The sequence below is a fragment of the Arthrobacter sp. Soil_N43 genome, assembly GCF_057655195.1.
The window spans coordinates 73604-96590 of record NZ_JBDGML010000123.1; the positions used below are offsets into that span (position 1 = coordinate 73604).

Here is a 22987-nt window from a genome sequence, read left to right on the forward strand (position 1 = left end):
ATGAGCTTCGAATCCACACCCCGGGCTGAAGGCCCCCTTACCGGCTACCTCGTCGTGGACCTGAGCCGCGCCCTCGCCGGCCCGCACGCCGGGATGATGCTGGCGGACCTCGGCGCCCGGGTCATCAAGGTCGAGAACCCCGGCACCGGCGACGACACGCGCGGCTGGGGGCCTCCGTTCGTCGGCCCTGAGGACGACCCCCAGGCCACGTACTTCCTCTCCTGCAACCGCAACAAGGAATCCATCGCCCTTGACCTGAAGAGCGACGACGGGCGGACGGTGCTCCGCGAACTGCTGGAGCGCGCCGACGTCGTGATCGAAAACTTCCGTCCCGGCGTACTGGACCGGCTCGGGTTCTCGGCCGCAGAGATGCACGCACTGAACCCGGAGCTCATGGTCCTGTCCATCACCGGCTTCGGCCACGACGGGCCCGAATCACGGCGCAGCGGTTACGACCAGATCCTCCAGGGCGAAGCCGGGCTGATGTCCCTGACCGGATCCGGGCCCGACGACCCCCAGCGCGTGGGAGTGCCCATTGCCGACCTGCTTTCCGGCATGTACGGGGCCTTCGGCACGCTCGCCGCACTGCTGCAACGGGAACGGACGGGGCGGGGACAGATCGTGCGAACTTCCCTCCTCGCGGCCCTGATCGGCGTGCACGCCTTCCAGGGCACCCGGGCCACCGTTGCCGGCGAAACACCCCAGGCGCAGGGCAACCACCACCCGTCCATTGCGCCCTACGGGCTGTTCCACTGCCGGGAGGGCCGGGTCCAGATCAGCGTGGGCAGCGAGAAGCTGTGGACCACGTTCGCGTCGGCATTCGGAATTGATGCGGGGCGGCCCGAGTTCGCCACGAACGCGGACCGGGTGCGCAACAGGGAGCAGGTCATCGAAGAAGTGGAGCGAGCGTTCGCCGGTTACGACGCCGAACCTCTGCTCGCCAGGCTGAACGACGCCGGCATTCCGGCCGGCAAAGTCCGGACCCTGGACGAAGTCTACGCATGGGAGCAGGTTCATTCGCAGGGCCTGGTGATTGACGTCGACCATCAAATCCTCGGCAACGTGAGCCTTCCCGGCCCGCCCCTGCGGTTCTTCAGCACCGCGGACACCGCCGAAACGACGCTCAAGACGCACACCGCGCCGCCGCTGCTGGACCAGGACGGAGCGCAGATCCGGCAGTGGCTCGGGCTGGTGCCGGCCGACGCGTCCGCCTCCGCCGGAGAGGGCCGATGACCATGCCTGCGGACCTGAAAGTCAGGCACCTGGACGCCACCGAACTCATTGCCGCCGTGCTCGATCCCGGCTCCTACCGCAGCTGGGACACCCCGGTGGTTGACCCGGATCCGAGTCCCGAGTACCGGCAGGAGCTGGCCGCGGCCCGGGAGAAGACCGGCGTGGACGAATCCGTCCTGACCGGCGAAGGCCTCATCCGCGGCCGCCGGGTGGCCGTCATCGTCAGCGAGTTCCGTTTCCTGGCCGGGTCCATCGGGCTCGCCGCGGCGGAACGGATTGTGCACGCCGTCGAACGCGCGACCAGGGAGGGGCTTCCCCTCCTGGCCGGGCCGGCGTCGGGCGGCACGCGGATGCAGGAGGGCACCGTCGCTTTCCTGTCCATGGTGAAGATCAGCGCCGCTGTGCGGGCGCACCGGCAGGCCGGCCTGCCCTACCTCGTCTACCTCCGGCACCCCACCACCGGCGGCGTCATGGCTTCGTGGGGCTCCCTCGGCCACATCACCGTGGCTGAACCCGGTGCGCTCCTAGGGTTCCTCGGGCCGCGGGTCTACGAGGCGCTCTACGGCACCCACTTTCCGGAGAATGTCCAGGTGGCAGAGAACCTCTTCGACCAAGGGCTCATCGACGCGGTGGTCCCGCCCTGGCAGCTGTCCGACGTCGTCGACCGCGCCCTGGGCATTCTGGTCACCGGCCCGCACCCGCGCGTCCGCGCGCCGCGGACGCTGTCCGTGAAACCGTCCGACGCCGGCGCCTGGGAATCGATCGAAATCTCCCGCAACCCGCGCCGCCCGGACCTTCGCCAGCTCCTGGCCTACGGCGCCCGGGACGTGCTTCCGCTCAACGGCACGGGCCAGGGGGAAAAGGACCCCGGCCTGCTGCTGGCCCTGGCCCGCTTTGGCCAGAAGTCCTGCGTCGTGATCGGCCACACGCGGCCGCGGCCCTCGCAGCAGACAGCCATGGGACCGGCGTCGCTGCGCGAAGCCCGGCGCGGCATGCGCCTCGCCGAAGAGCTCGGCCTGCCGCTGCTGACCGTCATCGACACCGGCGGCGCAGCCCTCTCCAAGGAAGCCGAAGAAGGCGGTCTGGCCGGCGAAATCGCCCGTTCCCTGCACGACCTGATCGGACTCAACTCGCCCACCGTGTCTGTGCTGCTCGGCCAGGGAGCGGGCGGCGGTGCACTGGCCCTGCTGCCGGCCGACCGGACCGTCGCGGCGCAGCACGCCTGGCTCTCCCCGCTGCCGCCAGAAGGCGCCAGCGCGATCGTGCACCGCAGCACCGACTTTGCCCCAGCCATGTCCGAGGCGCAGGGCGTCAATGTGGCATCGCTGTACGCCCACGGCATGGTGGAGCACATCGTGGACGAACGCCCGGACGCCGCGCTCGAGGGCAAGGCCTTCTGCCAGCGCCTGGGGCACGCCATCGAGTACGAGCTGGCGACCCTCACGTCCGCCAGGACCAGCGACCTGCTGCCCCGCCGGCTGGAGAAATACCGGGCTCTTGGCGGCTTCCGCGCCGCAGCTGCCAGCCCGGCTTAGCGGGACAATTTCTGGGCGTCTGGCACCGGGTCACCGATGTGGCCCGGTGCGTTGGCGGCCAGGACCCGTTGGACGAACGCGCAGTACTCCTCCATGTAATGGCGGAGGAAAGCGGCGGTGGACTCGTCCGTGATCTCGCCGTCGGCCCCGAAAACGTCCGGCTTGAATTTGACGTAGGCCTCCGGGGCGTTGAGCTGCGGTGCATCCAGGAAGGACAGCACTGCCCGCATGGAGGACTGCATCACGGCGGTGCCGATACTGCCCGGCGACGCCCCGATGATGCCGGTGGGCTTACGGGCGAACGAGTTGGTGCCCCAGGGCCGTGACCCCCAGTCAATGGCGTTCTTCAGCGCTCCCGGGATGGAACGGTTGTATTCGGGTGACACGAAGAGGATCCCGTCGGAGGCCTCGATGGCCTCTTTCAGGGCCCGCCCCGCCGGCGGGAAGTCGGCGTCGTAGTCGTAGCTGTACAGCGGCAGATCCCTGATGGGGATCTCCGTGAACTCAAGGTCCTCCGGCGCGAGCTTGATGAGTGCCTTGGACAGCGTGCGGTTGATTGATCCGCTGGCCAGGCTTCCAACGAAGTATCCGATCTTGTGAGTTGCCATGCCACACAGTTCAGCACACAACGGTTGGCCCGGCCAGAGCGTTGTGCGGGTCCTTGACAGTCCGAGGCCGGCAGGAGCTAGATGACTATTGGGGATGTTCGCGGGCACGGAACGGCAGCAGAAGGAGCGCCAGTCATGAGTGAGAACCTGGAAGAAATGCAGCGGATCCACAGCGAGGCCCCTGCCGAAGGGGATGAAACCGCCGATCCCACTGATCTCCGCATGCACTCGCAGGACCCGGCCGAAGGCGCTGATTCACTGGACTAACCCTCCAGAACGCGGCAGGACCATCCTGAAGCAATTGACGGGCTGACAGCCGGCCGCTGTGGTTCTAACATGGCCGTAACCCACCGTTAATCCGCGGGGACGAGAATTGAGTCTCAGGGTCCAACTGACTGGCCTTGCTACTGGGGGCAGCCACTCGACGAGGAGTCACGAGGCATGAACAGTCACGAGAACAACACGTCTGAAACCGCCCGCGAATCGGTGCGCGCCGACGAACGGCTTGATCTGCGAAGCGTCCACGTCCGCGAGGACGTGGCGCGATCCGGCCGTTGCGGCAACGTCCATCTCGCCACCGGCCGCACCTGCATCCTGCCCGAACGACATCAGGGTTCCTGCCATTTCGTGGGCCCGGAAGACGCCAGCGGCCATACACCCTGACGCCCTTCACATCCTGACGCCCCGCGAAGTCATTCCACGCGTGTGAGCCTGCCGCCGTCATACGCCATGCGCGCGTGGGCCACGTCGTCCATGTTGTCCTCGGCCCAGCCCTTCAGCCTATACACCACGTCCAGCAGAGAGTGCCCGACGGGAGTCAGCTGATAGTCGGTGCGGACAGGAACTGACGATGTCACGGTGCGGGCCACCAGGCCGTCGCGTTCCAGTGAACGCAGCGTGGAAGTCAGCATTTTCTGGCTGGCCCCGGCAACCTGGCGGCGCAGCTCACTGTGCCGCAGTGACCCGTCGGACAGGGCAAGCATCACCAGGGTGACCCACTTGCTGCTGATCGTTTCGAGGAGCTGGCGCGCCGGGCACAGCCCGAGTCCGCCGTTGTAATCCTGTTGCGCCCTGCGGCGCTTCTGGTCCGCTGTCAGAGTCATGGCCCCATCCTCCACATCAACGCCTCCCCGCGGGGGTCCCGCAGCGATTCACTGCGGCTGGCCCGCCACTTCATCGCCGCCGTCCAGGACTCCGCCGACGAGGGCTTTGACGTTGAAACGCTCAATCTGTTCGACCCCGGAGCCCTCCCTGACTTCGGCCAGCCCGCAGCCGCCGCCAAAATGGCTGTTTTCTCCGGCGCTGACCAGACACCCGAGCAAATCCAGGCATGGGAAGACGCACGTGCCGTGTTCGACCAGTTTGCCGCCGCGGATGCCTACGTGTTCAACATCCCCATGTGGAACGCCGGCGTGCCATACGCACTCAAGCAGTGGATCGACACCGTCACGCAGCCTGGATGGAGTTTCGCCTTCGATCCCGCGGACGGCTACCTTGGCCTGCTCGAGGACAAAAAGGCCGTGGCCATTCACACGAGCGGCGTGTATGCCCCGGGGCTGCCTCCTGCGTTCGGTTCTGACTTCAGCAGCACGTTCTTTACAGACTGGCTGAACTTCGTGGGCATCACGGACAACACGCACGTGCGTTTGGCACGGACCGCGACGAACGACGACGCCGACGGTGCCCGGCATGTAGCCGAAGCCGGGCTGAGAGAGCTGGCCGGAACCGTCGCCATCCACCTCAGGGCAGGGGAGGCCCTGGGAGTGCCCTAGCCTAGGAGGCGGGTTCACCTGCCAGGTCAGCTGCCGCCGAGAGCGTCCAGCGCTCGGCATCCGGTTCATGACTGATCACCATCGCGGGGCCTATGGCGCTGGCCGCGTCTATTGCCGTCAACAGCGCATCCTGCATTTGCTGGGCGTGGTCGAGCCGTTGGGCCAGGGTACCTGGAAGGTCGCTGTTGTCGATGAGGACGTGGCCCTTGCCATCGACCACCACCTTCAACGAATAGCCCGATTCCTCGTGGACGGACCCGCGGGCGGACGCGATCTCTGTAATTTGGTCCGCCCGGACCAGACTGTGGCTGATCGTGCGAAGCCACACGCCACCCATTGGAACTCCTTTGCTCGCCGTGTGCGGAAGGAATTGTCCCCCAGTGAAACCGTAGCCCGTGCGAGCCCCGTTGTAAGCCCCCAATCACCGATTAACCTGAGGCGTCGGGCCTACCCGGTTCCACGTCAGCCAATTACGCTCGGATTGTGGACATTGTCGAATTCCTGTCCGCGCGCATCACCGAGGATGAGGACGCGGCCCGGAAGCTGCTCAGTGGCAAGACCCTGTCGAAATCGGGGCAGTGGTACGAACAACGCCTGCTGATGGAGTGCGCGGCGAAACGCAGGATCATCGGCATAGTCGAGGCAGCCCGCCAGACGGCACTGGCCACGCTGCTCAGCAACCCCTATGGGGAAGACACGCACTGGATTCCGGAGGCGCTGGAATGGACCACTCTTTCCCTGAACGCCCTGGCGCTGCCCTACTCGGACCACCCTGACTTCGAGCCGGACTGGCTGGCCACCGGCCCGGCCTAGGAGGATCCGGTCCAGAGGCGCCGCCACCACGGCGGCCGGGGTTCGGGCTCCGGCGGTGCGGCTGGAGCTGCAGCGCGCCGCCGCTCCTGCCAGCGCTGCACTTCGACGTCGGGATCACGGGTTTTGGTGATGACCGGCGGGCCGCCCTGGAGCTGGCGCCGCGCATCAATGACGCGGGCGTTGAAGTCGTCAACGATGTCGCGCACTTGCTTCTCCGAAAACTGGGAATCCAGCCGTGCGTCCAGCTCCGCATCCTCGGTCCGGAGGAGAATTGCCTTCGGGCCAACCCCTGTGATCTGCTCCCGCTGGATCAGGCCCTTGACCCACCAGTCCGGATCGTAGCCCTCGCCCAGGCCCGGAATCGGTTTACCGGCGTACTTCAGGTTGTCGAACTTCCCTTGGGCCATGGCGTCCCGGATCAGGTATTCGACCCTGGCCGCGTCTGAGACCTTCTTGCGTTTTTGCCGTTCTTCCTCCTCGGCGGCCTTCAGCTCGGCCTCTTCCTGGCCTGTGATTCCAGCACCGCGAACGGTACGCAGCTCAGCCAGCCGTTCCATCCTTCGCCTGAAGTCGCCGGCTGCCCCGTCGCCCATCGTTCACCACCGCCTTCGGCCCGGAGTGTCTTTCCCTGGCTTCCAGTATTCCGACGTGCCGCGCGCCTTTCAACGGCCTTGCGGGCGGATGGCACGCCGCCGGCCGGACCTGCTGCCTACATGGGGTCAGGCCAGTTTCCGATGGCCCCCCGGACCGGAACGGCGCCCGGCACGTCGCCGGTCATCTGCTTGGTTTTCCCGGCCGGACCGCCAGCGGGGGGCGCCGAGGGGGCGAGCACATCTTTGTCGGCGTCGTTGCCAAGGGTGGCTGGAACCTCGGCCCTCGGATTATTCATGGTCGGATCGATCCCTCCGGCAGTGTCGGTGGCGGTCGCCCAGTCCAGCGCGCACAGGCCCATCGTGTGTGTTCCTGCAGGCACCCGACCACCTCATGCACTACACACTAGGGTTGCCGGCCAACCCCGTAACCCGTAGCCGGTACGTGATTATTCAGCCGGGTGGCTACCTGCCCACGTAGGTCCCGCGGACGACGTCGGCCGCTGGAACCCAACCCGCCCGCCGTCGTCATCCTCTTGCCTCAGGATCCCCGGCGCCTCCGCGGAACTACGGCAAACCTGCGGTTCCCCTGCGGATTCCCTGAGAAGCCGTTGTTATAGTGACTCATCGCGCTGGGCGCTGACCACTTTCCATGGGGGAAACATGCTTGATAACCAGGGGTTCCGGCCGTGCCCTCGTGCCGGCGGCAAGTAGGAACCGATGCAGCGTCCAAATCCTGACCAATACGCCGGCCCGTCCTCAGATCACACAGTCGTTACTATCGACGGGAGGACGGTAGCCGTACGGCATTCGGCCAGCGGCCGCGTTCCGCAGTGGGCGATCGATGAAGCCCTTGTAACCCGGGCGGATCCCGGCCCCTGGCGTTCGGGCAGCATGCCCGGGCCAAACCCATACGCCGGCCGGACGGGCACCCGCCATGGAGTGATCCGCCCCTGGCGCCGGTACTCGGCCATAGCGCTGAGCCTGGTCCTGCTTGGGGGCCTGTATTTCACCCCTGCGTTGTTTGACCGCTTCGTGCTGCCGGCTGTCCTCCCCTTTCTCCCCGGAGCTCCGCTGCCACCTCCGGGCGTTGAAGCCGCGGCCACCCCTCTCGGGCAGCCCCCGGCCTTCACGGGTTCGAGTGCCTACAAGCTGCAGGAAACTCCAGACGCGGGCCAACCGTACGCTGCCTACGATCCCTGCCGTCCCGTCCACTACGTGGTCCGGCCGGACAACGCACCACCGGGGTCAGATGCGCTGATCCGCCAGGCCGTCGCCGAAGTGTCAGCGGCGACAGGCCTGCAGTTCGTGTACGACGGCACCACCACCGAGGCTCCCAGTCCGGAACGGCCGGCATACCAGCCTGACCTGTACGGCAAACGATGGGTTCCCGTGCTGATCGCCTGGTCCACACCGCAGGAGAGCCCGGATCTGGCCGGTGACGTAAACGGGCTCGGAGGCAGTGGATATGCCTATACACCCGGACGCCCCTACGTGCTGGTTGCCGGACAGGTGGAGCTCGATGCACCCGATTTTGCCGAGATGCTGCGGTGGCCCGACGGGTCCGCCTACGCACGCGCCATCATCATGCACGAACTCGGGCACGTTCTGGGACTCGACCACGTGGACGACCCGACCCAGTTGATGCATCCGGAAGGTACCGACGTTACGGGATTCGCTGACGGCGACCGCGAAGGACTTGCCCTGCTGGGCCGCGGCCCGTGTGTTCCCGAGCTGTGATGAGGCAGGTCGGTTAGCCCTACATGTGTTCTGTCTTGGCTTCCTCGTCCGACGCCACGTCAGGTTCTTCGCTGCGTTCCAGGACTTGCCACACAATTACCGATGCCGTCACGGCGGCGGCCAAAATGCCGAGGACCAGCCATGCGGTCCTCGCAGCCCGCCCGCCCTTCCGGAGTTGCCGCTCCGCACGGCTCAAAGCCTCCCGAGCGTGCACTCTCTTCGCAGCCCTGTTCAATCTAGTCATCTCCGCCTTCCCGAATTCCGGCCGTATTTCGCCCAGCCTACTGGGCTCCCGAAAATACCCAAATAATACCCGGAGCGCGACGTGCTGGGCCGCAGGCCGGCCTTTTGACGCCTGGGCCTGTACGAGGGCTGAGGCCATGCCGGCGGCCCGGCTTGCACCCTTGTCCGCCACCCCCAGCGGTGCTATAAAAACTTGTATCAGCGGACATGCATCGGATCAATGGCGATCACAGGAGGTGTGTGATGTTGATGATCAGGGGCCACGCAAAGCTTCACACGATTTTTTCCAGGCGAAGGAGAATCATCGACAACAGATCGACGCCTTGATGGACCGGGACGGGATGCCGGAACACGCTAACGCTGCCTCTAGGGGCGGTTAGCACTCTGTTACGCCACAGCGCCTTGTAGCGCATTTTGCAGCAGCAGCGCGCGGACCCCTCCCGCAAAGTGGTCCCCGGCCGTGCAGACGGTCGGGGACCACACTACCCAGGGCCGCGGAGGGAGTCTGCGGCACCACCCAGCCACGAAACGTGGCTATTGATGGGATTCCAGATGGATCAGGCGTCGATCGTTGGTTTTACTTCCGCCTATATCGTCACAATGGCTGCTGTATTCATCATGTTGCTGCCGGCCATTATCATCTTCACCGTCCTGCTGTTGCTGGCCGGAATAGCGCGCCTTGTGGGCCTCGTTTTTTCGGTGGCAGCGGTCAGGCCGCTGCAAAGGCTGGGCCGCCACATCAGGAAATCCGTGCACGAATTCTGGATGAAATCTCACGGGCCCACGAGATTACTGCCGCACTGATTTCATCCGGGCTTTCACCCTGTCCAGGAGGCTTTATCCCTGGCGGGGCGGCGGTCAGTCAGGCCTGCGCGGAGTTGTGCCACCAGCCTTCCCAGGCAGCGGACGTCAGCTGACCCTGCGGGAAATCAGAGGTGAAATCGGCGCCGCCGAACTGGGTGTTTCCATCATTCTGCGGGGAACTGAAAGACTGGCTCAAAGTATTCCAAAGCATGGCTTTTTCCTTTCGATGCATCCGGCGACTGGCATTTATCAATGTAGGAATTAGCGTAGCGACCGCATGTTTCATGGCAGCGTCTGAACGTTTCGATTTTGTATCCAGATGCTCACGCGCCCATAAGAGGATGACGGCGGGACCGCCCGCCGTCGTACGGTGCGGGCGCCTTGAGGCGCCGACTCAAGCAGCCCTCTTGAGGCGCCGACGGATGAAAATCTCTGCCACCGCGAGGTTGATCACCCAGGCCGACCCCATAAGCACTGCCCGGGTGAGTTCGTCAGGCTGGCCGACCAGAAGAATCCAGGGGATGGACACCAGGGCCTGCGTTCCCGCAGCGATTCCGATAGCGTAGCCGCGGGCCATCCACGCACTGTGCCGGACAAAGTCACGGCGCACCACGGCGAGCATCCCCAAAACGATGCTCACCACCATGGCCGAACCGAAGACCAACCGGAGGATAAGGAGAACGTCGCCGTCCCCTTCCGGAAGGTCGTAGAAGACCGCCATCCACAGGCCTGACAGCGCGGCGAGCAGTCCTGCCGGAACCAGCGCACGGCCGGCGAGCCGGTGCCAGGCAACCCTGCCGCGCCTCCCCCGGCGAAGCGACGGAACGAACTGGAACGCCCCGACCAGGCTGAACACGATGGCCGCGGGAATGTGGACCAGCACAGGCAGCGGCGAATCGAAGAACCGCGCATTTTCCGGCGTGACCTCGGCGCCTCCCGTCAGCTGGGCAAGACGCAGGCTCCCGAAGATCACCGGGATGAGGCTGACCAGGATCAGGGCCACGGGGACGGGCCACTGGGCCCGGGGGCGCCGGACAGAAATGGGGGAACTGGCAGTTACCGCTGGCATGGCGAGTCCTTCGGTTGCTGGTGTACGGCGTACACCTTACAGGTCTTGAAGTTAGGTGTACGCCGTACACTTGTCAAGAGAAAGTGACCACCGGGAGGGTTGACAATGACTCAGCAACGTGAGGAGACGCGGCGGGCGCCCCTGAACAGGGGCCGTGTCCTGGCTGCGGCCGTCGCGCTAGCGGATGACGCCGGCATCGAGTCGCTTAGCATGAGGCGGCTCGCCCAAGAGCTCGGCGTGGTGCCGATGGCGCTCTACAAGCACGTCGCGCACAAGGAGGAGCTACTCGACGGGATGGTCGAAGCCATGATCAGCGAGATTGATCCTCCAGCCGGCGGGGCAGACTGGAAGACCGCGGTCCGGCTGAGGGTGCTGTCAGCGCGGCAGGCGCTGCTGCGGCACCCTTGGGCCCGCCCGGTCCTCGAATCCCGGACCAACAGGACGCCGGCCGTTCTTGGGTATATGGATTCGTTCGCCGGAATGTTCCTGACGGGAGGCTTCTCGGCCGATCTCACCCACCATGTGATGCACGCCCTCGGCAGCCGCATGTGGGGATTCACGCAGGAGCTGTTCGACTCTCCTGACGGCGGGTCCGTCGAAGCCGTTGTACCTGCGGAAACGCAGGCCGCTATGTTCCGCCAGATGGCGGAGCAGTTTCCGAACATTGCCGCGATCGCCACGACCACGGCACACGACGAGGGTTCCGTGGTCGGGACGGGCTGCGACGACCAGTTCGAGTTCGAGTTCGCCCTCGACCTCCTCCTCGACGGTTTCGAGCGGCTGAACAGGCAGGGCTGGACCTCAAACCACGCCTAGGCTGCGGATCCCGGATCAGGCGAGGGAGAGCACGAACGAAAGCACAAAGCCGGCGGCCGTACTGAGGGCCACGGCCGGGCCGCCATGCTCGTAGGCTTCGGGCATCAAGGTGTCCGCGAGCGAGGCAATCACGGCTCCTGCGGCGAACGCCAGCGGCAGGGAAATGGTCTCCGGATCGCTGCCGGACAAGGGGCCTGCACCCAGCACCACGGCAGCCACGAGCAGCACGGCGCAGACGGTCCAGAGTCCCATGATCGCCCCGCCGGACCGGCCCTGGCTGCGCATCGACGATGCACCCACCAGCGCCTCCGGCAAATTGGAGACGAAGATCGCGGCAAGCAGCGCCAGCCCGCCGGTCCCCTCCCCCAGCGAAACGCCCAGTGCGATGTTCTCCGGAACCCCATCGAGCGTCACGGCGGCCAGCAGCGCCATCCCTGCCGCGCCACGCGTCGACACAGCGCCCGGCGCCTTCTCAGCGGCTGCAGCGTTGGTGTCCAGCTTGGCACTTCCCCGGAACTCGTCGGCAGGTATGTCCTGGGATCCCGGCTGCGCCCAGCGGTCGAGCAGCGCGCTCAGGGCGGTGAACACGACGGCACCCGCCAGCAGGCCCAGCGCGGCCCGCACAATCCCGCCGCGCTGGTACGCATCCTCGAAAAGTTCGAAACTCAGCGCGGTGATCAGCGCACCGGCGGCGAAGGAGAGCAGGATCGCGAGGAGCCGCTTCGGCAGTTCGAAACGGACACCGATAAGAGCGCCCACAATCAGGGCGCTCGAAGCCACCACGCCAAAAAGCAGCGACATCCCCACACGCACAGCTTAGGAGCGGCCGTCACACAGGGGAAGGGCTGGCGGACGGTCCGTTGGCGGAATTGAAGCAACGCGGCTCAGGCTCGCACGTCTTCGAGAAGCCTCGCCTTCCGTTCCTCGCCGTCGCTGCCGCCGTCTACGAAGCATATTCTGAAGAATCCGGACACCCGGAGCTCACCTGGAACGGACAACAGCCGTGACGTGGCGCAGAAGAGCTGGGGCTCGCTCCGCCTTGGGCACACGCTAGCGGCCGGCGAGACCGACCAGGATTTTCACTTTCCCATGCCCCTGCTCGCGCGCCACGTGCACGGCGCGGGGGAGATCCTCAAGGTCATAAGGCTCGCCGAGGCAGTAGTCGACCTCGATTCGTCCCTCGTGGATGTCCCGGACTGCGTCCCGAAAGGAGCGCAGCCCGGGTTCAGACTGCGTTGCTCCCGCCCACTGGATACGGGCGACCTTGCGAAACGCGGCGTACTGCGGAAACTTGGCATCGCCAAGATGTTCCGGAAACCCGAAATAGCCGACGATGCCCAGTGTGCGGACGGCCTCAATGGCATCCGCCCGGCACTGGTCGTACCCGGCCGCTTCGATGACAAGGTCTGCCCCGCCGCCTCCCGTCATTTCCGCCACCGCGTCGACAATGGACTCCCCGGGTGCGTGGACTGTGGCGTCTGCACCGAGCCTGCCGGCAACAGCAAGGCGTTCCGCGTTCAGGTCGGACACGATGATCTGCCGGAAGCCCATCTGCTTCGCCAGCTGAACGAAGAACAGCCCGGCGGAGCCCGCACCAATGATCGCGCACGTGTCCTTGGCCCTCCCCTCCCCTTCCGGCCAAAATGTCCGCATCGCGTAGGGCGTGCGTTCGGGCGCGCTGCTGCCCGGGGAGCTCTATTCCGTGTACCGGCTGGCCGAGGAACTGGGCATCTCCCGGAGCCCCGTGCGCGAGGCCCTGCTCCGGCTGGGCGAAACGGGGATGATCAGGTTTGAGCGGAACCGGGGTTTCCGCGTGGTCCTGCCCACCCCGCATGACATTGCCGAAATCTTCTCCATCCGGCTGGCGCTGGAGGTGCCCGCCGTCGGGCGTGCCACGCGTCAGGCCGACGGCAACGACCGGACTGCGGTCCAGGCGGAGTACGCCGCGATGGAAAAGGCCGCCGCCGCCAACGATGTGTCGCTGTTTGAATGGCACGACCAGAAACTGCACACCGCGCTGATGGACGCCGAGGGCAACAGCAGGACCAAGAGCATCATCAACAACCTGCGGGATGCCGTCCGGCTGGTGGACGCCTCCACCGTCGGCGTGGACCGGTCGCTGGGGGAAGTGCTGATCGACCACCTCCCCATAGTCCGCGCCTTTGAAGCATCCGACCCGAAGGCCGCATCCTCGGCCATGGAGCAGCACCTACAGACAACGGGGCGCCTCCTGCTGCGCCGCGCACTGCTGCAGCGGGGCGAGGACCCCGGTGAAGAATCAAGCCTTTGGCGGCGGCTGATCGGGTAAGCCGACGGCCCGTGCGGCAGCCGCCCTCACACCGGGGCGCCACGCGAATACCGCCGTGTGAGCAGTCTCACGCGCAATGATCGCAAATCAGCTTGAGACGCCGGCGCCCCGCCGGGCATCATGGAAGGGACGGCCGGGAACACGATTTCCCGTCCGGCGAAGCCCTGACGTTCATGCTGACGCGTAGAGATTCAGTGGCTGAGAACCACAGCTGTACCCAACCTGGTGGACGCAACGAGGCCAAGCCAGTGAGCTCAACTGAGCTTCACCGAGGTCTCCGATCGTTCACGGATTGACCCGTTCCGGGCTTCGCACCGAGGCAAGGCCCATGACCGAATACACGAATGAGGCACCGAATAATGACGTTCGAAACCACTGACTCCGTCACGCTGAAGATCTGGGACCGGTCGGCCATCGACCACACACTCGATACGGTCGTGCAGGACCTGTCCGCCCGGGCGAACGCCCCGAAGCACAGCATTGCAGTGACCTGCAGCGGCCCCAACACCTTTACCGTCAGCCTGAACCGCAGCGCCCCGACCTTCGAGGACGTTACGCGCTAAGCACTACGCGGCACGGCAGGACGACGGCGGGATGCTTCCCGCCGTCGTCCTTTCACATTTCCCCGGCGACCAGACTCCGCGGACCAAGGCCTTGAATCATTGGCTTTTCCAATCCTTAACATTTAGATCTGATCGCTTTTCCTGATGTAATTTTCCTTCCATACTGGACAGGACTCACAACGACGTGACGCTTGCCCACGCTTCGGCGCGCAGCCACCCTGACAAGAAGGCGACGGATCCAATGACGGCTCTGATTTCCCCCCAAACCACTGACGTACAGCAGCGGCGCGCAGCCGATACGGTCCTCCCTGTAGAGGACTTTGACTGCAGTACCGGGGAGGAATGCTTCTTCTGCGCCTGCCCCGAAACGGATTGAGATGACGGCCACAACTTCCACGGACACGGCAACCACCGGAAGGCCCGTCATCCAGCCATGGAGCGTCCGCGACTTCCACTCGGACGATCTCGACCAGCTCATCAGCGTCTGGCAGGACTCCAGGACACCGGGTGCCCACCCCGTCTACAGCCTCGCGGAGATCATCGATGCCTGCTCCAACGGAGTGGCGGTCGTCGCCGCGAGGGAGGGACGGGTCGTCGGGGCGGCGGCGTGCAGAATCTACGATGGCCGCGCCTGGATGGTCCTGCTCGCCCAGGACCGGGAGTGGCGGGACCAGGGGCTCGGGAGCGCCCTCCTCGCCGGGATGGAAGACAGGCTCACCAGCCAGGGCATACGGCGGATCTCGGCGCTCCTGCCGGCCTCGGAAACCAGGGTCCGCGCCTTCCGCAACAGCGAGTACAGGGTGGAGGAAGACCTCCACTACTTTGAGAGAACCATCCCGTTGCAGCCCCGCGAGAGGGAGCCGCTGAGCCAGCTGGGTGGCCGCCTCCTCCCCCACGGGCTCTGGGAAGCGCTGGCCGGCATGCAGCGCGAAAAGGCGCTGATCGAACAGCGGCTGATCCTGCCGCTGGCGCGCACGGAACTTGCCAAGTCCCTGGGCGTGACCCCGCCGCGCTCCGTAGTCCTGTTCGGGCCTCCCGGCACGGGCAAAACCACCTTCGCCAAGGCGGTGGCCTCCCGGCTCGACTGGCCTTTTGTTGAGGTCTTCCCTTCCCGGCTCGCCTCCGACCCCCAGGGTCTCGCCGGCGCCCTGCGGCAGATATTCCTCGAGATCAGCCGCCTCGAACATGCCGTGGTGTTCATCGATGAGGTCGAAGAAATAGCCGCTGCCCGCACTGGGGAAGCATCGTCTGCCCTGCAGGGGGTCACCAACGAACTTCTGAAGATCATCCCGGCGTTCCGGGAAAAGGAAGGCCGCCTGCTGATCTGCGCGACCAACTTCATCCGTTCACTCGACAAGGCCTTCCTCCGCCACGGCCGCTTCGACTACGTCATTCCCATCGGCCCGCCGGACCTGGACGCCCGCAGGGCCATCTGGAACCGCTACATCCCGCCGGCCGTGTCCCCGCAGATCGATCTGGAGGCCCTTGCCCTGGCCAGCGAGCGGTTCTCGCCGGCGGATATCGAGTTTGCGGCGAGGAAGGCCTCCCAGCAGGCCCTCGAACGTGCGGTGCAGGCACCGCAGCCGGTGCCGGAGGAACACGTCCTGACAACCGACGCCTACTTGCAGGCCATCGAGGGCACCCGCGCCACCGTCACCGAACCGGTGGTCAAGGACTTCCTGGAAGACATCGAACGGATCGCCAGGGTGTAGCCGGCGCCGGGGTGGTCGAGCCCGCTCAGGCGCGGGAGTGTTCGGCAAGGAGGGCGTCGATCTGGCCTGCCGCCTCCTGCATGCCCTCCTCCATGCCCATGGCGATCATCTTGCCCATCTGTTCCTCGGACTCGAATTTGGACAGGACGGACATCCGGGTGCGGCCGCCGATGTCCTCCAGCGTGACGGTCGCATGCATGCTGCCCATCTCCGCGTCCGGAGCGCCGTTGTCGTCCGCGAAGCCGTCGTCAAATTCGAGGCGGTACGGGGCCTCGATGCTGGTGATCCGCCACCAGCCGCCGGCCTTCTCGCCTTCGGGGCCGGTCATGTAGTAACTGGCCTCGCCGCCCGGGGTGAACTCGTGCTTGCTGAACGTGGCCGGCCAGGTGGGCGGACCCCACCAGCGTTCAAGCTGCCGCGGGTCTTCCCAGATCTGCCAGACCCGCTCGACGTCGGCGTCGAACTCGGCCACGAGGGTGTAGCTCAGCGTCTCGGGATTCTTCGTGGAACTGATAACCGTCATTGCCGGACCCTTCCTATTCTTCAGCGAGGATGTCGGCGATCCGCCCGGCGCGCTGCCGCCAGATCGCCTCGTATTCATCAAGCAGCCGCCGGGCTTTCTGCAGGCCTTCATGGTTGCCCCGCACGATCTGCTCCCTTCCGCGCTTTTCCTTCGTAACGAGGGACGCGCGCTCCAACACCGCCACGTGCTTCTGAACGGCGGCGAAGCTCATGGTGTAGAGGGCGGCAAGGCCGGACACTGAGTATTCACCCACGGCCACCCGGCGCATGATGTCCCGGCGGGTGGCGTCGGCGAACGCCTGGAAGAGGCGGTCAAGTTCGGCATCGCCCATCTGATCTACAACCATTTGGTTGCAGAATATGCCGGTGGCGTCCGGGTGTCAACGGCAAATTTGCTGCCGCCCGCAACGAAAAGAGGCCGACGGCGGGAACCCCCCCGCCGTCGGCCTCTTTGTTGTTGTTGTTGCGTGGGGGCCGCCGCCGTCACTGCGACAATGCGCTCCCACATGAAGACAGCGGCCAGACGCCTGCTGGCGGGCTACGACGCCGACCGCCTTGAGGCCGGCGAGTAGCCGGCAAAGTAGCGGAAAAGGCAAGAGGTCGACGGCGGGATGCTTCCCGCCGTCGACCTCTTCCGTTTATAGAGGCCTGTAGAAACGGCGGTTCAGCCGATGGGCTCGGCCATCTGCTCCACGACGTACTGGGCATCCACCGAGTAGCCGGTCACCGGGTCGGCCATTTCCACTTTCCAGCTGCGGGCAAATTGGTCCACGCCGCTGGTCATGGCGACAGTGCCGGAGATCAAAACAGTTCCAGGCTCGTTCAGTCCGCGCTCGGTGAGGACGCCCAGCCAGTAGTCCGGGGTCAGCAGGGCCCCCAGTGCACTGTCCTGGATGAGGGTATCGGGGGTATCCCCCTTTCCTACCCAGCCTTTCAGGGTGATCTGGTCCAGATGGTCCCGCACGTCATCCAGGCGCCAGGCCTTGCGCCCCAAAACGTCCGGGCTGGCGTTCTTGCTCCAGGCCACGCCATGCACTTCGAGCTCCCGGTCGGTATGGTCGCAGGCCACGGTGAGCAGCACGCCGTCCTCGGTGATGACAAGAGCCCATTCAGCCTCCCCCGATGTCCTACCGTGCTGCACCTGAACCTCCGTTACCTGTTGCGCCAGATAGGGGGACACTGGGTATAGGGCGGGAGTAGTGGCGGGGCCCGGAACGCCAAGTTCAGCCAGCTCGGCAATGTGGGCCTGCACCTCATCCTGCTCGCGCCCCGCATAACCAGCGTTTAGGAGGTGCTTGACCTGTACGTTCCGGGTGCTGCCGTCGGGAAGTTGAAAGCTCAGAGTCGTCATCGTGGATCCGTCCTTTTCATGTGCTGCCGAAAAAACTTTTACAAACCAGAAACCGGAAACGGTCGCCAATGTACATCCAGTATGCGTAATGTATACATTTAACGCCAGCGTGACAGGCGTCACTTCATAAAAACCCTCATGGAGGACAACACCATGGCCAACCACCCAGTTCCGGCTTCCGGCCCAGCGCCGCATCCGCACCCGCAGCCGCACCCGACGATTCACCCCAAGGGCCTGTACAAGGCCTTTGCCGCCAGCCTCACCGGAACGGCACTCGAGTGGTACGACTTCGCCGTCTACTCTGCCGCCGCCGCTGTCGTATTTCCCATCGTCTTCTTCCCGGCGTCCGATCCCCTGACCGGCACCATCCTCGCGTTTTCAACCTACGCCGTGGGCTACGTGTCCCGACCGGTCGGCGGCATCATCTTTGGCCGGCTCGGGGACCGCATTGGCCGCAAGAAAGTCCTGGTGACCACGCTGATGATCATCGGCGTAGCCACGGTGCTGATCGGCGTGCTCCCGGGGTACGCCAGCATCGGCATCGCCGCCCCCATCATCCTGGTCCTGCTGCGGTTCGCCCAGGGCGTCGGCGTAGGCGGCGAATGGGGCGGCGCCGTCCTGCTGTCCAGCGAATACGGCGACCCCCACCGCCGCGGCTTCTGGGCCTCCGCAGCCCAGGTGGGCCCGCCCGCCGGCAACCTCCTGGCCAACGGCGCCCTGGCCGTCCTGACCCTCGCACTCACCGAGGAGCAGTTCCTCAGCTTCGGCTGGCGGATCGCCTTCCTGGTCTCGGCCGTGCTGGTTGGCTTTGGCCTCTGGATCCGTCTGAAACTGGAAGACACCCCCGTCTTCAAAGCGATCCAAGCACACGGCGAACAGCCCCACGCGCCCATCCATGAGGTCTTCCGCAAGGAACTCCGGCCACTGATCGCTGCCATCCTGTGCCGCGTGGGCCCCGACGTGTTGTACGCGCTGTTCACCGTTTTCACGCTCACCTACGGCATCCAGTCGCTCGGTTACGAACGCAACCAAGTCCTCACCGCCGTCCTGATCGGCTCAGCCTTCCAGCTCTTCATGATTCCCCTGGCTGGCGCCGTCTCCGACCGCTTCAACCGCCGCCTGGTGTACGGCGTCGGCGCTGTGGTGGGCGCAGTCTGGACGTTCGTCTTCTTCGGCATCCTGGGCGGAAACAACCAGCCGATGCTCATCATCGGCATCGTCCTGGGCCTGATGGCGCACTCCTTCATGTACGGCCCCCAGGCCGCCTTCATCGTGGAACAGTTCTCCCCCAGGCTCCGCTCCACCGGAAGCTCGCTGGCCTACACGTTCGCCGGCGTAATCGGCGGCGCCATCGCCCCGCTGATGTTCACGCTGCTGCTGTCCCAGTTCGGCACCTGGATTCCGGTGGCCATCTACGTTGCTGTGGCCGCGGCCGTCACCTTGGTGGGACTGGCCCTCGGCCGGGACAACGACACCGTGGAGGACCTGGACTACCGCCTGCTGCTGGAAGGAACCGGGGCGGCAACCCAGCCGTCCGGCGCCGCGGAATCCAAATAGACCGTGCTCAGGTACGGAGCAGGAGGTCGCGGGTGACGGCCAGGTGATGGTCGATCGCCTGCTGCGCCTTGGCAGCGTCGCCGGACACCAGGGCATCGAGGATGTCCTGGTGTTCGGCGCACACCTGCTCGCGCCGGCCCCCGGCGCGGAAGAGCGCGGAAACGCCCACCAGGATCTGCCGGACATGGAGCTTGCTGTAGGTGCGGGAGATGAGTTCGTTCGCCGCGGCGTCGATGAGCTGCTGGTGGAAGAGCGTGTCCAGGCGGATGAATTCCCGCGCGGCCTCCGCGCTGAGCGTGTCCGGCAGGTTGGCCTGCTGGCCCAGGGTGTCCCGCATGGTTTCGGCCGGCACCGCGCCCTGCTCAATGACCAGCCGGGCGGCATGGCTTTCGAGCACTCCCCGCAGTTCCATCAGTTCAGAGATCTCGCGGCCGGTCACCGGGGGGACATAAGCGCCGCGCTGGGGAATCAGTTCCACCAGCCCGTCGGAGACAAGGAGCAGGAGAGCCTCCCGGACCGGCGTGCGGGAGACTCCGATTTCGGCGGCAAGCTCCTGCTCATTAAGGAACCGCCCCTGCATTTCCGGGTCGATCAGGATGTTTTCACGCAGGTACGCGTAGGCCTTCTCCCGGCCGGACGCCGCCGTCCCCGAACTTTTTCGCATACATTATGTATACAACAGACTGGAGTAATTTGATGCGTTTAGCAGTGGCACAAATAGTCAGCAGCGCCAATCCGGCGGACAACGTGGAACTGATCCGAGAATACGCCACCCAGGCCAAAGCCGCCGGAGCGGAGCTGGTGGTGTTCCCGGAAGCCGCGATGCGGGCCTTCGGGAACACCCTCGCCGACATTGCGGAACCACTGGACGGGCCGTGGGCGGCGGCCGTCCGCAGCATTGCGGGGGACCTGGACATCGCCATCGTGGCAGGCATGTTCACCCCGGGCAACGACGGGCGGGTGCGCAATACGCTTCTCGTCACCGGCTCGGGCATCGACACGTCCTACGACAAGATCCATCTCTTTGATGCCTTCGGTTTTGCCGAGTCGGACTCAGTGGACGCCGGCACGTCCCCGGTGACCTTCAAACTCAACGGCACGGTGATCGGCCTCGCGACCTGTTACGACGTGCGCTTCCCCGCCCTGTTTACCGCGAACGCCCGGGCCGGGGCCGACATCAACATCGTCTGCGCTTCATGGGGCTCCGGGGAAGGGAAGGCCGAGCAATGGGACCTGCTGGTCCGCGCCCGCGCCGTGGACAGCACCACGTTCGTGGTGGCCTGCGGGCAGGGCGATCCTGCCAGCATCGGGCTGCCCTCCGCCGGCGCTGCCCCCACCGGCATCGGCCATAGCGCCGTGGTGTCCCCGCTGGGCTCGCCCCTGGTGACCTTGGGCCGCGAACCCGAACTGGCCGTCGTCGACATTGACACCTCCGTCATCCCCGACGTCCGCGGAAAACTGCCCGTGCTGGCCAACGCCAGGAGTTTCTAGGCCGGCGGCGTTCTAGACGGCGGGCTTCCAGCCCGGCGGCCGGAACACCCCGCATCGGGGCTATTCCCCTGCCGGCACCCGGTAGGTGCTTTCCGGAACATCCGTGATGAACATGTGCCCGGGAGCATGGCTGATCGCGAAGGCGGGCCTGGAAGCCATCACTGCGCTCTGCGGCGTCACGCCGCAGGCCCAGAAAACCGGCACTTCCCCGGGCCGGATCTCCACGGCGTCCCCGAAGTCGGGGCGGTCAATGTCAGCGATGCCCAGATCCTCAGGTGATCCGACGTGGACCGGTGCTCCGTGGACCTTGGGCACCTCCGCGGTCACCCTGATGGCGGTTTCGACCAGTTCGTGCGGCATCGGCCGCATTGAAACCACCATGGGACCGTGGATCCGCCCCGCGGGGGTGCATTGGACATTGGTGCGGTACATGGGGACATTGCGGCCTGTTTCGGTGTGGCGCAGGGGGATTCCTGCCTTGGCAAGCGCTGCCTCGAAGGTGAAGCTGCACCCGATGAGCACGCCCACCATGTCGTCGCGCCATATCGAGGTGGCGTCCGGAACTTCGGCCGCCAGCACACCGTCCTTCCACACCCGGTAGGCAGGGATGTCGCTGCGGATGTCCGAGCCCGGGGCGAGCGCACTTTCCGACTGCCCCGCCGGTATGACGTCAATGACGGGGCAGGCCTTGGGATTGAGCCGGCAAAACTCCAGGAATTCGTCAGCGTAGTCGGCGGTCACAGCGATCAGATTGGCCTGAGTGTAGCCGTCGCTCCATCCGGAGGTGGGCGTGACGAGGCCGTTGCGGAACTGCAAACGCGCTTCGGAAGGCGCCACACGGGCGTTCGTGTGCGTCATCGGACGGCGCTCCCCGACAGTTCAGCTGAAGCCTGCAGGTACTCCTCGTCTTCGGCCACGTTGGAGTCCCGGCCGAGGGCAAGGCCAATCACGGTCAGCAGGCACGCGACGCTGAGGTATATGGCCACCGGAACCCAGCTGTTGTAGGTGCTCAGCAGCAGGGTGAACATGAACGGTGCGATGGCGCCGCCGATGATTCCCGCGAAGGTGTAGGCCAGTGAGCTGCCTGTGGAACGGAGCCGCGGGGTGAACTGCTCGACGACGAAGGCGGCCTGGGGTCCGTACATGAAGGAGTGGCACAGCAGGCCCAGCACCGTGCCCACCACCAGCATGACCGGGGACCGTCCGTCGAGGACGATGAAGAACAGGTATCCCCAGACTGCGGCGGCCCCTGCCGCGATGCCATAGACGAGCCGGCGGTTGATGCGGTCAGAGATGGCTCCGGCGAGCGGCATGGTGAAGAGCTGGAGTGCCGACCCGATGAGTACGGCCACCAGGACCTGGCCGCGGTCGAATCCGAGTTCCTGAATGCCGTAGGTGAGGGTAAAGACGGTGCACAGGGCGTAGGTCACATCCGGGCCGATGCGGCTGAGCATCGCCGCCACGAGGGGCCGGCGCTGGGTGGCGAGGACTTCCCTGATCGGCGCCTTGGGCTTGTCTCCCCTTGCTTCCATGGCCTTGAAGATGGGGGTGTCCTCCAGCTTCAGGCGGATCCACAGCCCGAAGGCCACCAGGAGCGCCGAGATCAGGAACGCAATCCTCCAGCCGTAGTCGAGGAACGCTTCCTCGGAGAGGGAAAGCGTCAGCACGGCCAGGGCGCCGTTGGCCATCAGGTTGCCGGCAGGCGGTCCAATTTGCGCGGCCGAGGCCCAGAAGCCACGGCGGTTCGGGTCGCCGAACTCGCTCGACAGCAGAACCGCGCCGCCCCATTCCCCGCCAACGCCCACCCCTTGGGCGAACCGCAGGAAGACGAGGATGGCAGGAGCGATGATGCCGATGTTGTCATACGTGGGCAACAGACCGATCAGGAATGTGGCCACGCCGATCAGCATCAGGGTGATGACCAGGATCTTCTTGCGGCCGATCTCATCTCCGAGACGGCCAAAAATGATGCCGCCGACCGGACGGGAAATGTACCCGACGGCGTAGGTCGAGAACGCCAGCAGGGTGCCCGTTACCGGGTCCGAGGCGGGGAAAAAGATCAGCGGGAAAACGATCGCAGCCGCGGCGGAGTACACCGCGAAGTCGTAGAACTCCAGCGCGGTGCCCGTCAGGCTTGCCGCGAATGCCTTGTACATGTCCTTGCGCCCTACAGCGGGCTTCGGACCCCCGGCGGCCATTACTGATTGATTGGCCATTTGTTCCTCCATGGAGAGTGTGGATTCCATCCGTCTTGCTACGG

The 22987-nt window shown here is 65.6% G+C and carries 30 protein-coding genes; 14 read left to right on the forward strand and 16 right to left on the reverse strand.

What is annotated here, in order from left to right; translation table 11 throughout:
• Both AC3A3W_RS19780 and AC3A3W_RS19785 read left to right on the forward strand, forming a co-directional pair.
• Positions 1-1233, forward strand: coding sequence for a CaiB/BaiF CoA transferase family protein (locus AC3A3W_RS19780; RefSeq protein ID WP_487444830.1), 1233 nt, complete (start codon positions 1-3; stop codon positions 1231-1233).
• Positions 1234-1235: 2 nt separating this feature from the next.
• On the forward strand, positions 1236-2768 hold the full coding sequence (locus AC3A3W_RS19785) for a carboxyl transferase domain-containing protein (protein ID WP_487444973.1): 1533 nt from the start codon (positions 1236-1238) through the stop codon (positions 2766-2768).
• On the opposite strand, the gene AC3A3W_RS19790 is transcribed toward AC3A3W_RS19785, so the two are convergent.
• Positions 2765-3376: an NADPH-dependent FMN reductase gene (locus AC3A3W_RS19790; protein ID WP_487444831.1), complete on the reverse strand. Its 612-nt coding sequence runs from the start codon at positions 3374-3376 to the stop codon at positions 2765-2767. The two genes, AC3A3W_RS19785 and AC3A3W_RS19790, sit on opposite strands and share 4 nt — an antisense overlap.
• 135 nt (positions 3377-3511) lie before the next feature.
• Here AC3A3W_RS19790 and AC3A3W_RS19795 point away from each other — a divergent pair, with 135 nt between their 5' ends.
• Together AC3A3W_RS19795 and AC3A3W_RS19800 are read left to right on the forward strand one after the other, a co-directional pair.
• Positions 3512-3643, forward strand: coding sequence for a hypothetical protein (locus tag AC3A3W_RS19795; protein WP_487444832.1), 132 nt, complete (start codon positions 3512-3514; stop codon positions 3641-3643).
• Between the two features lie 174 nt (positions 3644-3817).
• Positions 3818-4039 (forward strand): hypothetical protein, encoded by a 222-nt coding sequence (locus tag AC3A3W_RS19800; RefSeq protein ID WP_487444833.1) that lies wholly within the window; start codon positions 3818-3820, stop codon positions 4037-4039.
• Positions 4040-4068: 29 nt separating this feature from the next.
• Here AC3A3W_RS19800 and AC3A3W_RS19805 read toward each other — a convergent pair whose 3' ends face one another.
• A complete protein-coding gene (locus AC3A3W_RS19805; protein ID WP_487444834.1) occupies positions 4069-4479 on the reverse strand; it encodes a winged helix-turn-helix transcriptional regulator in 411 nt (136 codons plus the stop codon).
• On the opposite strand from AC3A3W_RS19805, the gene AC3A3W_RS19810 reads away from it, so the two are divergent.
• A complete protein-coding gene (locus AC3A3W_RS19810; protein ID WP_487444835.1) occupies positions 4441-5148 on the forward strand; it encodes an FMN-dependent NADH-azoreductase in 708 nt (235 codons plus the stop codon). The two genes, AC3A3W_RS19805 and AC3A3W_RS19810, sit on opposite strands and share 39 nt — an antisense overlap.
• A gap of 1 nt (position 5149) precedes the next feature.
• Here the strand turns inward: AC3A3W_RS19810 and AC3A3W_RS19815 are convergent, their stop codons facing one another.
• Positions 5150-5485, reverse strand: a complete 336-nt coding sequence (locus AC3A3W_RS19815) for a hypothetical protein (protein ID WP_487444836.1) — start codon at positions 5483-5485, stop codon at positions 5150-5152.
• 146 nt (positions 5486-5631) lie between these two features.
• Between AC3A3W_RS19815 and AC3A3W_RS19820 the strand changes: the two genes are divergently transcribed.
• Positions 5632-5961, forward strand: coding sequence for a DUF6221 family protein (locus tag AC3A3W_RS19820; RefSeq protein ID WP_487444837.1), 330 nt, complete (start codon positions 5632-5634; stop codon positions 5959-5961).
• Here the strand turns inward: AC3A3W_RS19820 and AC3A3W_RS19825 are convergent.
• Together AC3A3W_RS19825 and AC3A3W_RS19830 are read right to left on the reverse strand one after the other, a co-directional pair.
• Positions 5958-6554 (reverse strand): DnaJ family domain-containing protein, encoded by a 597-nt coding sequence (locus tag AC3A3W_RS19825; RefSeq protein ID WP_487444838.1) that lies wholly within the window; start codon positions 6552-6554, stop codon positions 5958-5960. The genes AC3A3W_RS19820 and AC3A3W_RS19825 overlap by 4 nt on opposite strands.
• A 116-nt stretch (positions 6555-6670) precedes the next feature.
• A complete protein-coding gene (locus tag AC3A3W_RS19830) occupies positions 6671-6934 on the reverse strand; it encodes a hypothetical protein (protein WP_487444839.1) in 264 nt (87 codons plus the stop codon).
• A gap of 511 nt (positions 6935-7445) precedes the next feature.
• Here AC3A3W_RS19830 and AC3A3W_RS19835 point away from each other — a divergent pair.
• On the forward strand, positions 7446-8291 hold the full coding sequence (locus AC3A3W_RS19835) for a matrixin family metalloprotease (protein ID WP_487444840.1): 846 nt from the start codon (positions 7446-7448) through the stop codon (positions 8289-8291).
• A gap of 19 nt (positions 8292-8310) precedes the next feature.
• Here the strand turns inward: AC3A3W_RS19835 and AC3A3W_RS19840 are convergent, their stop codons facing one another.
• Positions 8311-8535: a hypothetical protein gene (locus AC3A3W_RS19840; protein WP_487444841.1), complete on the reverse strand. Its 225-nt coding sequence runs from the start codon at positions 8533-8535 to the stop codon at positions 8311-8313.
• 539 nt (positions 8536-9074) lie between these two features.
• Here AC3A3W_RS19840 and AC3A3W_RS19845 point away from each other — a divergent pair.
• Positions 9075-9338, forward strand: coding sequence for a hypothetical protein (locus AC3A3W_RS19845; protein WP_487444842.1), 264 nt, complete (start codon positions 9075-9077; stop codon positions 9336-9338).
• 58 nt (positions 9339-9396) lie between these two features.
• Here AC3A3W_RS19845 and AC3A3W_RS19850 read toward each other — a convergent pair whose 3' ends face one another.
• Together AC3A3W_RS19850 and AC3A3W_RS19855 are read right to left on the reverse strand one after the other, a co-directional pair.
• Positions 9397-9549: a hypothetical protein gene (locus AC3A3W_RS19850; RefSeq protein WP_487444843.1), complete on the reverse strand. Its 153-nt coding sequence runs from the start codon at positions 9547-9549 to the stop codon at positions 9397-9399.
• Between the two features lie 183 nt (positions 9550-9732).
• Positions 9733-10407, reverse strand: coding sequence for a DUF2306 domain-containing protein (locus AC3A3W_RS19855; RefSeq protein ID WP_487444844.1), 675 nt, complete (start codon positions 10405-10407; stop codon positions 9733-9735).
• Positions 10408-10512: 105 nt separating this feature from the next.
• On the opposite strand from AC3A3W_RS19855, the gene AC3A3W_RS19860 reads away from it, so the two are divergent.
• Entirely contained in the window at positions 10513-11223 is a 711-nt protein-coding gene (locus AC3A3W_RS19860) for a TetR/AcrR family transcriptional regulator C-terminal domain-containing protein (RefSeq protein ID WP_487444845.1), read from the forward strand.
• 15 nt (positions 11224-11238) lie between these two features.
• Here the strand turns inward: AC3A3W_RS19860 and AC3A3W_RS19865 are convergent, their stop codons facing one another.
• On the reverse strand, positions 11239-12030 hold the full coding sequence (locus AC3A3W_RS19865) for a ZIP family metal transporter (RefSeq protein WP_487444846.1): 792 nt from the start codon (positions 12028-12030) through the stop codon (positions 11239-11241).
• A 243-nt stretch (positions 12031-12273) separates the two neighbouring features.
• Positions 12274-12876, reverse strand: coding sequence for a zinc-binding dehydrogenase (locus AC3A3W_RS19870; protein WP_487444847.1), 603 nt, complete (start codon positions 12874-12876; stop codon positions 12274-12276).
• 10 nt (positions 12877-12886) lie between these two features.
• Between AC3A3W_RS19870 and AC3A3W_RS19875 the strand changes: the two genes are divergently transcribed.
• The 3 genes from AC3A3W_RS19875 to AC3A3W_RS19885 all read left to right on the forward strand — a co-directional run bounded on the left by AC3A3W_RS19875 (position 12887) and on the right by AC3A3W_RS19885 (position 15806).
• Positions 12887-13531, forward strand: coding sequence for a GntR family transcriptional regulator (locus AC3A3W_RS19875; RefSeq protein WP_487444848.1), 645 nt, complete (start codon positions 12887-12889; stop codon positions 13529-13531).
• A gap of 359 nt (positions 13532-13890) precedes the next feature.
• The gene (locus AC3A3W_RS19880) at positions 13891-14094 is read left to right on the forward strand and encodes a hypothetical protein (RefSeq protein ID WP_400580631.1); all 204 of its coding nucleotides are present in this window, start codon (positions 13891-13893) and stop codon (positions 14092-14094) included.
• 425 nt (positions 14095-14519) lie between these two features.
• Positions 14520-15806 carry an ATP-binding protein gene (locus AC3A3W_RS19885; protein ID WP_487444974.1) on the forward strand — a complete coding sequence of 429 codons (1287 nt, stop codon included), beginning with the start codon at positions 14520-14522 and terminating at the stop codon, positions 15804-15806.
• A 25-nt stretch (positions 15807-15831) separates the two neighbouring features.
• On the opposite strand, the gene AC3A3W_RS19890 is transcribed toward AC3A3W_RS19885, so the two are convergent.
• The 3 genes from AC3A3W_RS19890 to AC3A3W_RS19900 all read right to left on the reverse strand — a co-directional run bounded on the left by AC3A3W_RS19890 (position 15832) and on the right by AC3A3W_RS19900 (position 17679).
• Positions 15832-16329 (reverse strand): SRPBCC family protein, encoded by a 498-nt coding sequence (locus tag AC3A3W_RS19890; RefSeq protein WP_487444849.1) that lies wholly within the window; start codon positions 16327-16329, stop codon positions 15832-15834.
• A gap of 13 nt (positions 16330-16342) precedes the next feature.
• The gene (locus AC3A3W_RS19895) at positions 16343-16675 is read right to left on the reverse strand and encodes an ArsR/SmtB family transcription factor (RefSeq protein WP_487444850.1); all 333 of its coding nucleotides are present in this window, start codon (positions 16673-16675) and stop codon (positions 16343-16345) included.
• Between the two features lie 317 nt (positions 16676-16992).
• The gene (locus tag AC3A3W_RS19900) at positions 16993-17679 is read right to left on the reverse strand and encodes a DUF2848 domain-containing protein (RefSeq protein ID WP_487444851.1); all 687 of its coding nucleotides are present in this window, start codon (positions 17677-17679) and stop codon (positions 16993-16995) included.
• Positions 17680-17832: 153 nt separating this feature from the next.
• On the opposite strand from AC3A3W_RS19900, the gene AC3A3W_RS19905 reads away from it, so the two are divergent.
• Entirely contained in the window at positions 17833-19236 is a 1404-nt protein-coding gene (locus tag AC3A3W_RS19905; protein WP_487444852.1) for an MFS transporter, read from the forward strand.
• 7 nt (positions 19237-19243) lie between these two features.
• Here AC3A3W_RS19905 and AC3A3W_RS19910 read toward each other — a convergent pair whose 3' ends face one another.
• Positions 19244-19900 carry a GntR family transcriptional regulator gene (locus AC3A3W_RS19910; protein ID WP_309992146.1) on the reverse strand — a complete coding sequence of 219 codons (657 nt, stop codon included), beginning with the start codon at positions 19898-19900 and terminating at the stop codon, positions 19244-19246.
• Between the two features lie 32 nt (positions 19901-19932).
• Between AC3A3W_RS19910 and AC3A3W_RS19915 the strand changes: the two genes are divergently transcribed.
• A complete protein-coding gene (locus AC3A3W_RS19915; protein ID WP_487444853.1) occupies positions 19933-20727 on the forward strand; it encodes a carbon-nitrogen hydrolase family protein in 795 nt (264 codons plus the stop codon).
• Between the two features lie 60 nt (positions 20728-20787).
• Here AC3A3W_RS19915 and AC3A3W_RS19920 read toward each other — a convergent pair whose 3' ends face one another.
• Positions 20788-21585: a putative hydro-lyase gene (locus AC3A3W_RS19920; protein ID WP_487444854.1), complete on the reverse strand. Its 798-nt coding sequence runs from the start codon at positions 21583-21585 to the stop codon at positions 20788-20790.
• A complete protein-coding gene (locus tag AC3A3W_RS19925) occupies positions 21582-22943 on the reverse strand; it encodes an MFS transporter (protein WP_487444855.1) in 1362 nt (453 codons plus the stop codon). Before AC3A3W_RS19925 ends, AC3A3W_RS19920 begins: the two co-directional genes overlap by 4 nt.
• Positions 22944-22987 lie beyond the last annotated feature (44 nt).

Bases quoted from the DNA above. Each gene is read 5' to 3' on its own strand.
- AC3A3W_RS19815 (WP_487444836.1), bottom strand. From the start codon at position 5,485: ATGGGTGGCGTGTGGCTTCGCACGATCAGCCACAGTCTGGTCCGGGCG.
- AC3A3W_RS19910 (WP_309992146.1), bottom strand. From the start codon at position 19,900: ATGCGAAAAAGTTCGGGGACGGCGGCGTCCGGCCGGGAGAAGGCCTAC.
- AC3A3W_RS19800 (WP_487444833.1), top strand. From the start codon at position 3,818: ATGAACAGTCACGAGAACAACACGTCTGAAACCGCCCGCGAATCGGTG.
- AC3A3W_RS19780 (WP_487444830.1), top strand. From the start codon at position 1: ATGAGCTTCGAATCCACACCCCGGGCTGAAGGCCCCCTTACCGGCTAC.
- AC3A3W_RS19900 (WP_487444851.1), bottom strand. From the start codon at position 17,679: ATGACGACTCTGAGCTTTCAACTTCCCGACGGCAGCACCCGGAACGTA.
- AC3A3W_RS19850 (WP_487444843.1), bottom strand. From the start codon at position 9,549: ATGCTTTGGAATACTTTGAGCCAGTCTTTCAGTTCCCCGCAGAATGAT.
- AC3A3W_RS19825 (WP_487444838.1), bottom strand. From the start codon at position 6,554: ATGGGCGACGGGGCAGCCGGCGACTTCAGGCGAAGGATGGAACGGCTG.
- AC3A3W_RS19905 (WP_487444852.1), top strand. From the start codon at position 17,833: ATGGCCAACCACCCAGTTCCGGCTTCCGGCCCAGCGCCGCATCCGCAC.
- AC3A3W_RS19840 (WP_487444841.1), bottom strand. From the start codon at position 8,535: ATGACTAGATTGAACAGGGCTGCGAAGAGAGTGCACGCTCGGGAGGCT.
- AC3A3W_RS19835 (WP_487444840.1), top strand. From the start codon at position 7,446: ATGCCCGGGCCAAACCCATACGCCGGCCGGACGGGCACCCGCCATGGA.
- AC3A3W_RS19925 (WP_487444855.1), bottom strand. From the start codon at position 22,943: ATGGCCAATCAATCAGTAATGGCCGCCGGGGGTCCGAAGCCCGCTGTA.
- AC3A3W_RS19855 (WP_487444844.1), bottom strand. From the start codon at position 10,407: ATGCCAGCGGTAACTGCCAGTTCCCCCATTTCTGTCCGGCGCCCCCGG.
- AC3A3W_RS19805 (WP_487444834.1), bottom strand. From the start codon at position 4,479: ATGACTCTGACAGCGGACCAGAAGCGCCGCAGGGCGCAACAGGATTAC.
- AC3A3W_RS19845 (WP_487444842.1), top strand. From the start codon at position 9,075: ATGGGATTCCAGATGGATCAGGCGTCGATCGTTGGTTTTACTTCCGCC.
- AC3A3W_RS19795 (WP_487444832.1), top strand. From the start codon at position 3,512: ATGAGTGAGAACCTGGAAGAAATGCAGCGGATCCACAGCGAGGCCCCT.
- AC3A3W_RS19860 (WP_487444845.1), top strand. From the start codon at position 10,513: ATGACTCAGCAACGTGAGGAGACGCGGCGGGCGCCCCTGAACAGGGGC.
- AC3A3W_RS19915 (WP_487444853.1), top strand. From the start codon at position 19,933: ATGCGTTTAGCAGTGGCACAAATAGTCAGCAGCGCCAATCCGGCGGAC.
- AC3A3W_RS19895 (WP_487444850.1), bottom strand. From the start codon at position 16,675: ATGGTTGTAGATCAGATGGGCGATGCCGAACTTGACCGCCTCTTCCAG.
- AC3A3W_RS19880 (WP_400580631.1), top strand. From the start codon at position 13,891: ATGACGTTCGAAACCACTGACTCCGTCACGCTGAAGATCTGGGACCGG.
- AC3A3W_RS19790 (WP_487444831.1), bottom strand. From the start codon at position 3,376: ATGGCAACTCACAAGATCGGATACTTCGTTGGAAGCCTGGCCAGCGGA.
- AC3A3W_RS19890 (WP_487444849.1), bottom strand. From the start codon at position 16,329: ATGACGGTTATCAGTTCCACGAAGAATCCCGAGACGCTGAGCTACACC.
- AC3A3W_RS19920 (WP_487444854.1), bottom strand. From the start codon at position 21,585: ATGACGCACACGAACGCCCGTGTGGCGCCTTCCGAAGCGCGTTTGCAG.
- AC3A3W_RS19870 (WP_487444847.1), bottom strand. From the start codon at position 12,876: ATGCGGACATTTTGGCCGGAAGGGGAGGGGAGGGCCAAGGACACGTGC.
- AC3A3W_RS19785 (WP_487444973.1), top strand. From the start codon at position 1,236: ATGCCTGCGGACCTGAAAGTCAGGCACCTGGACGCCACCGAACTCATT.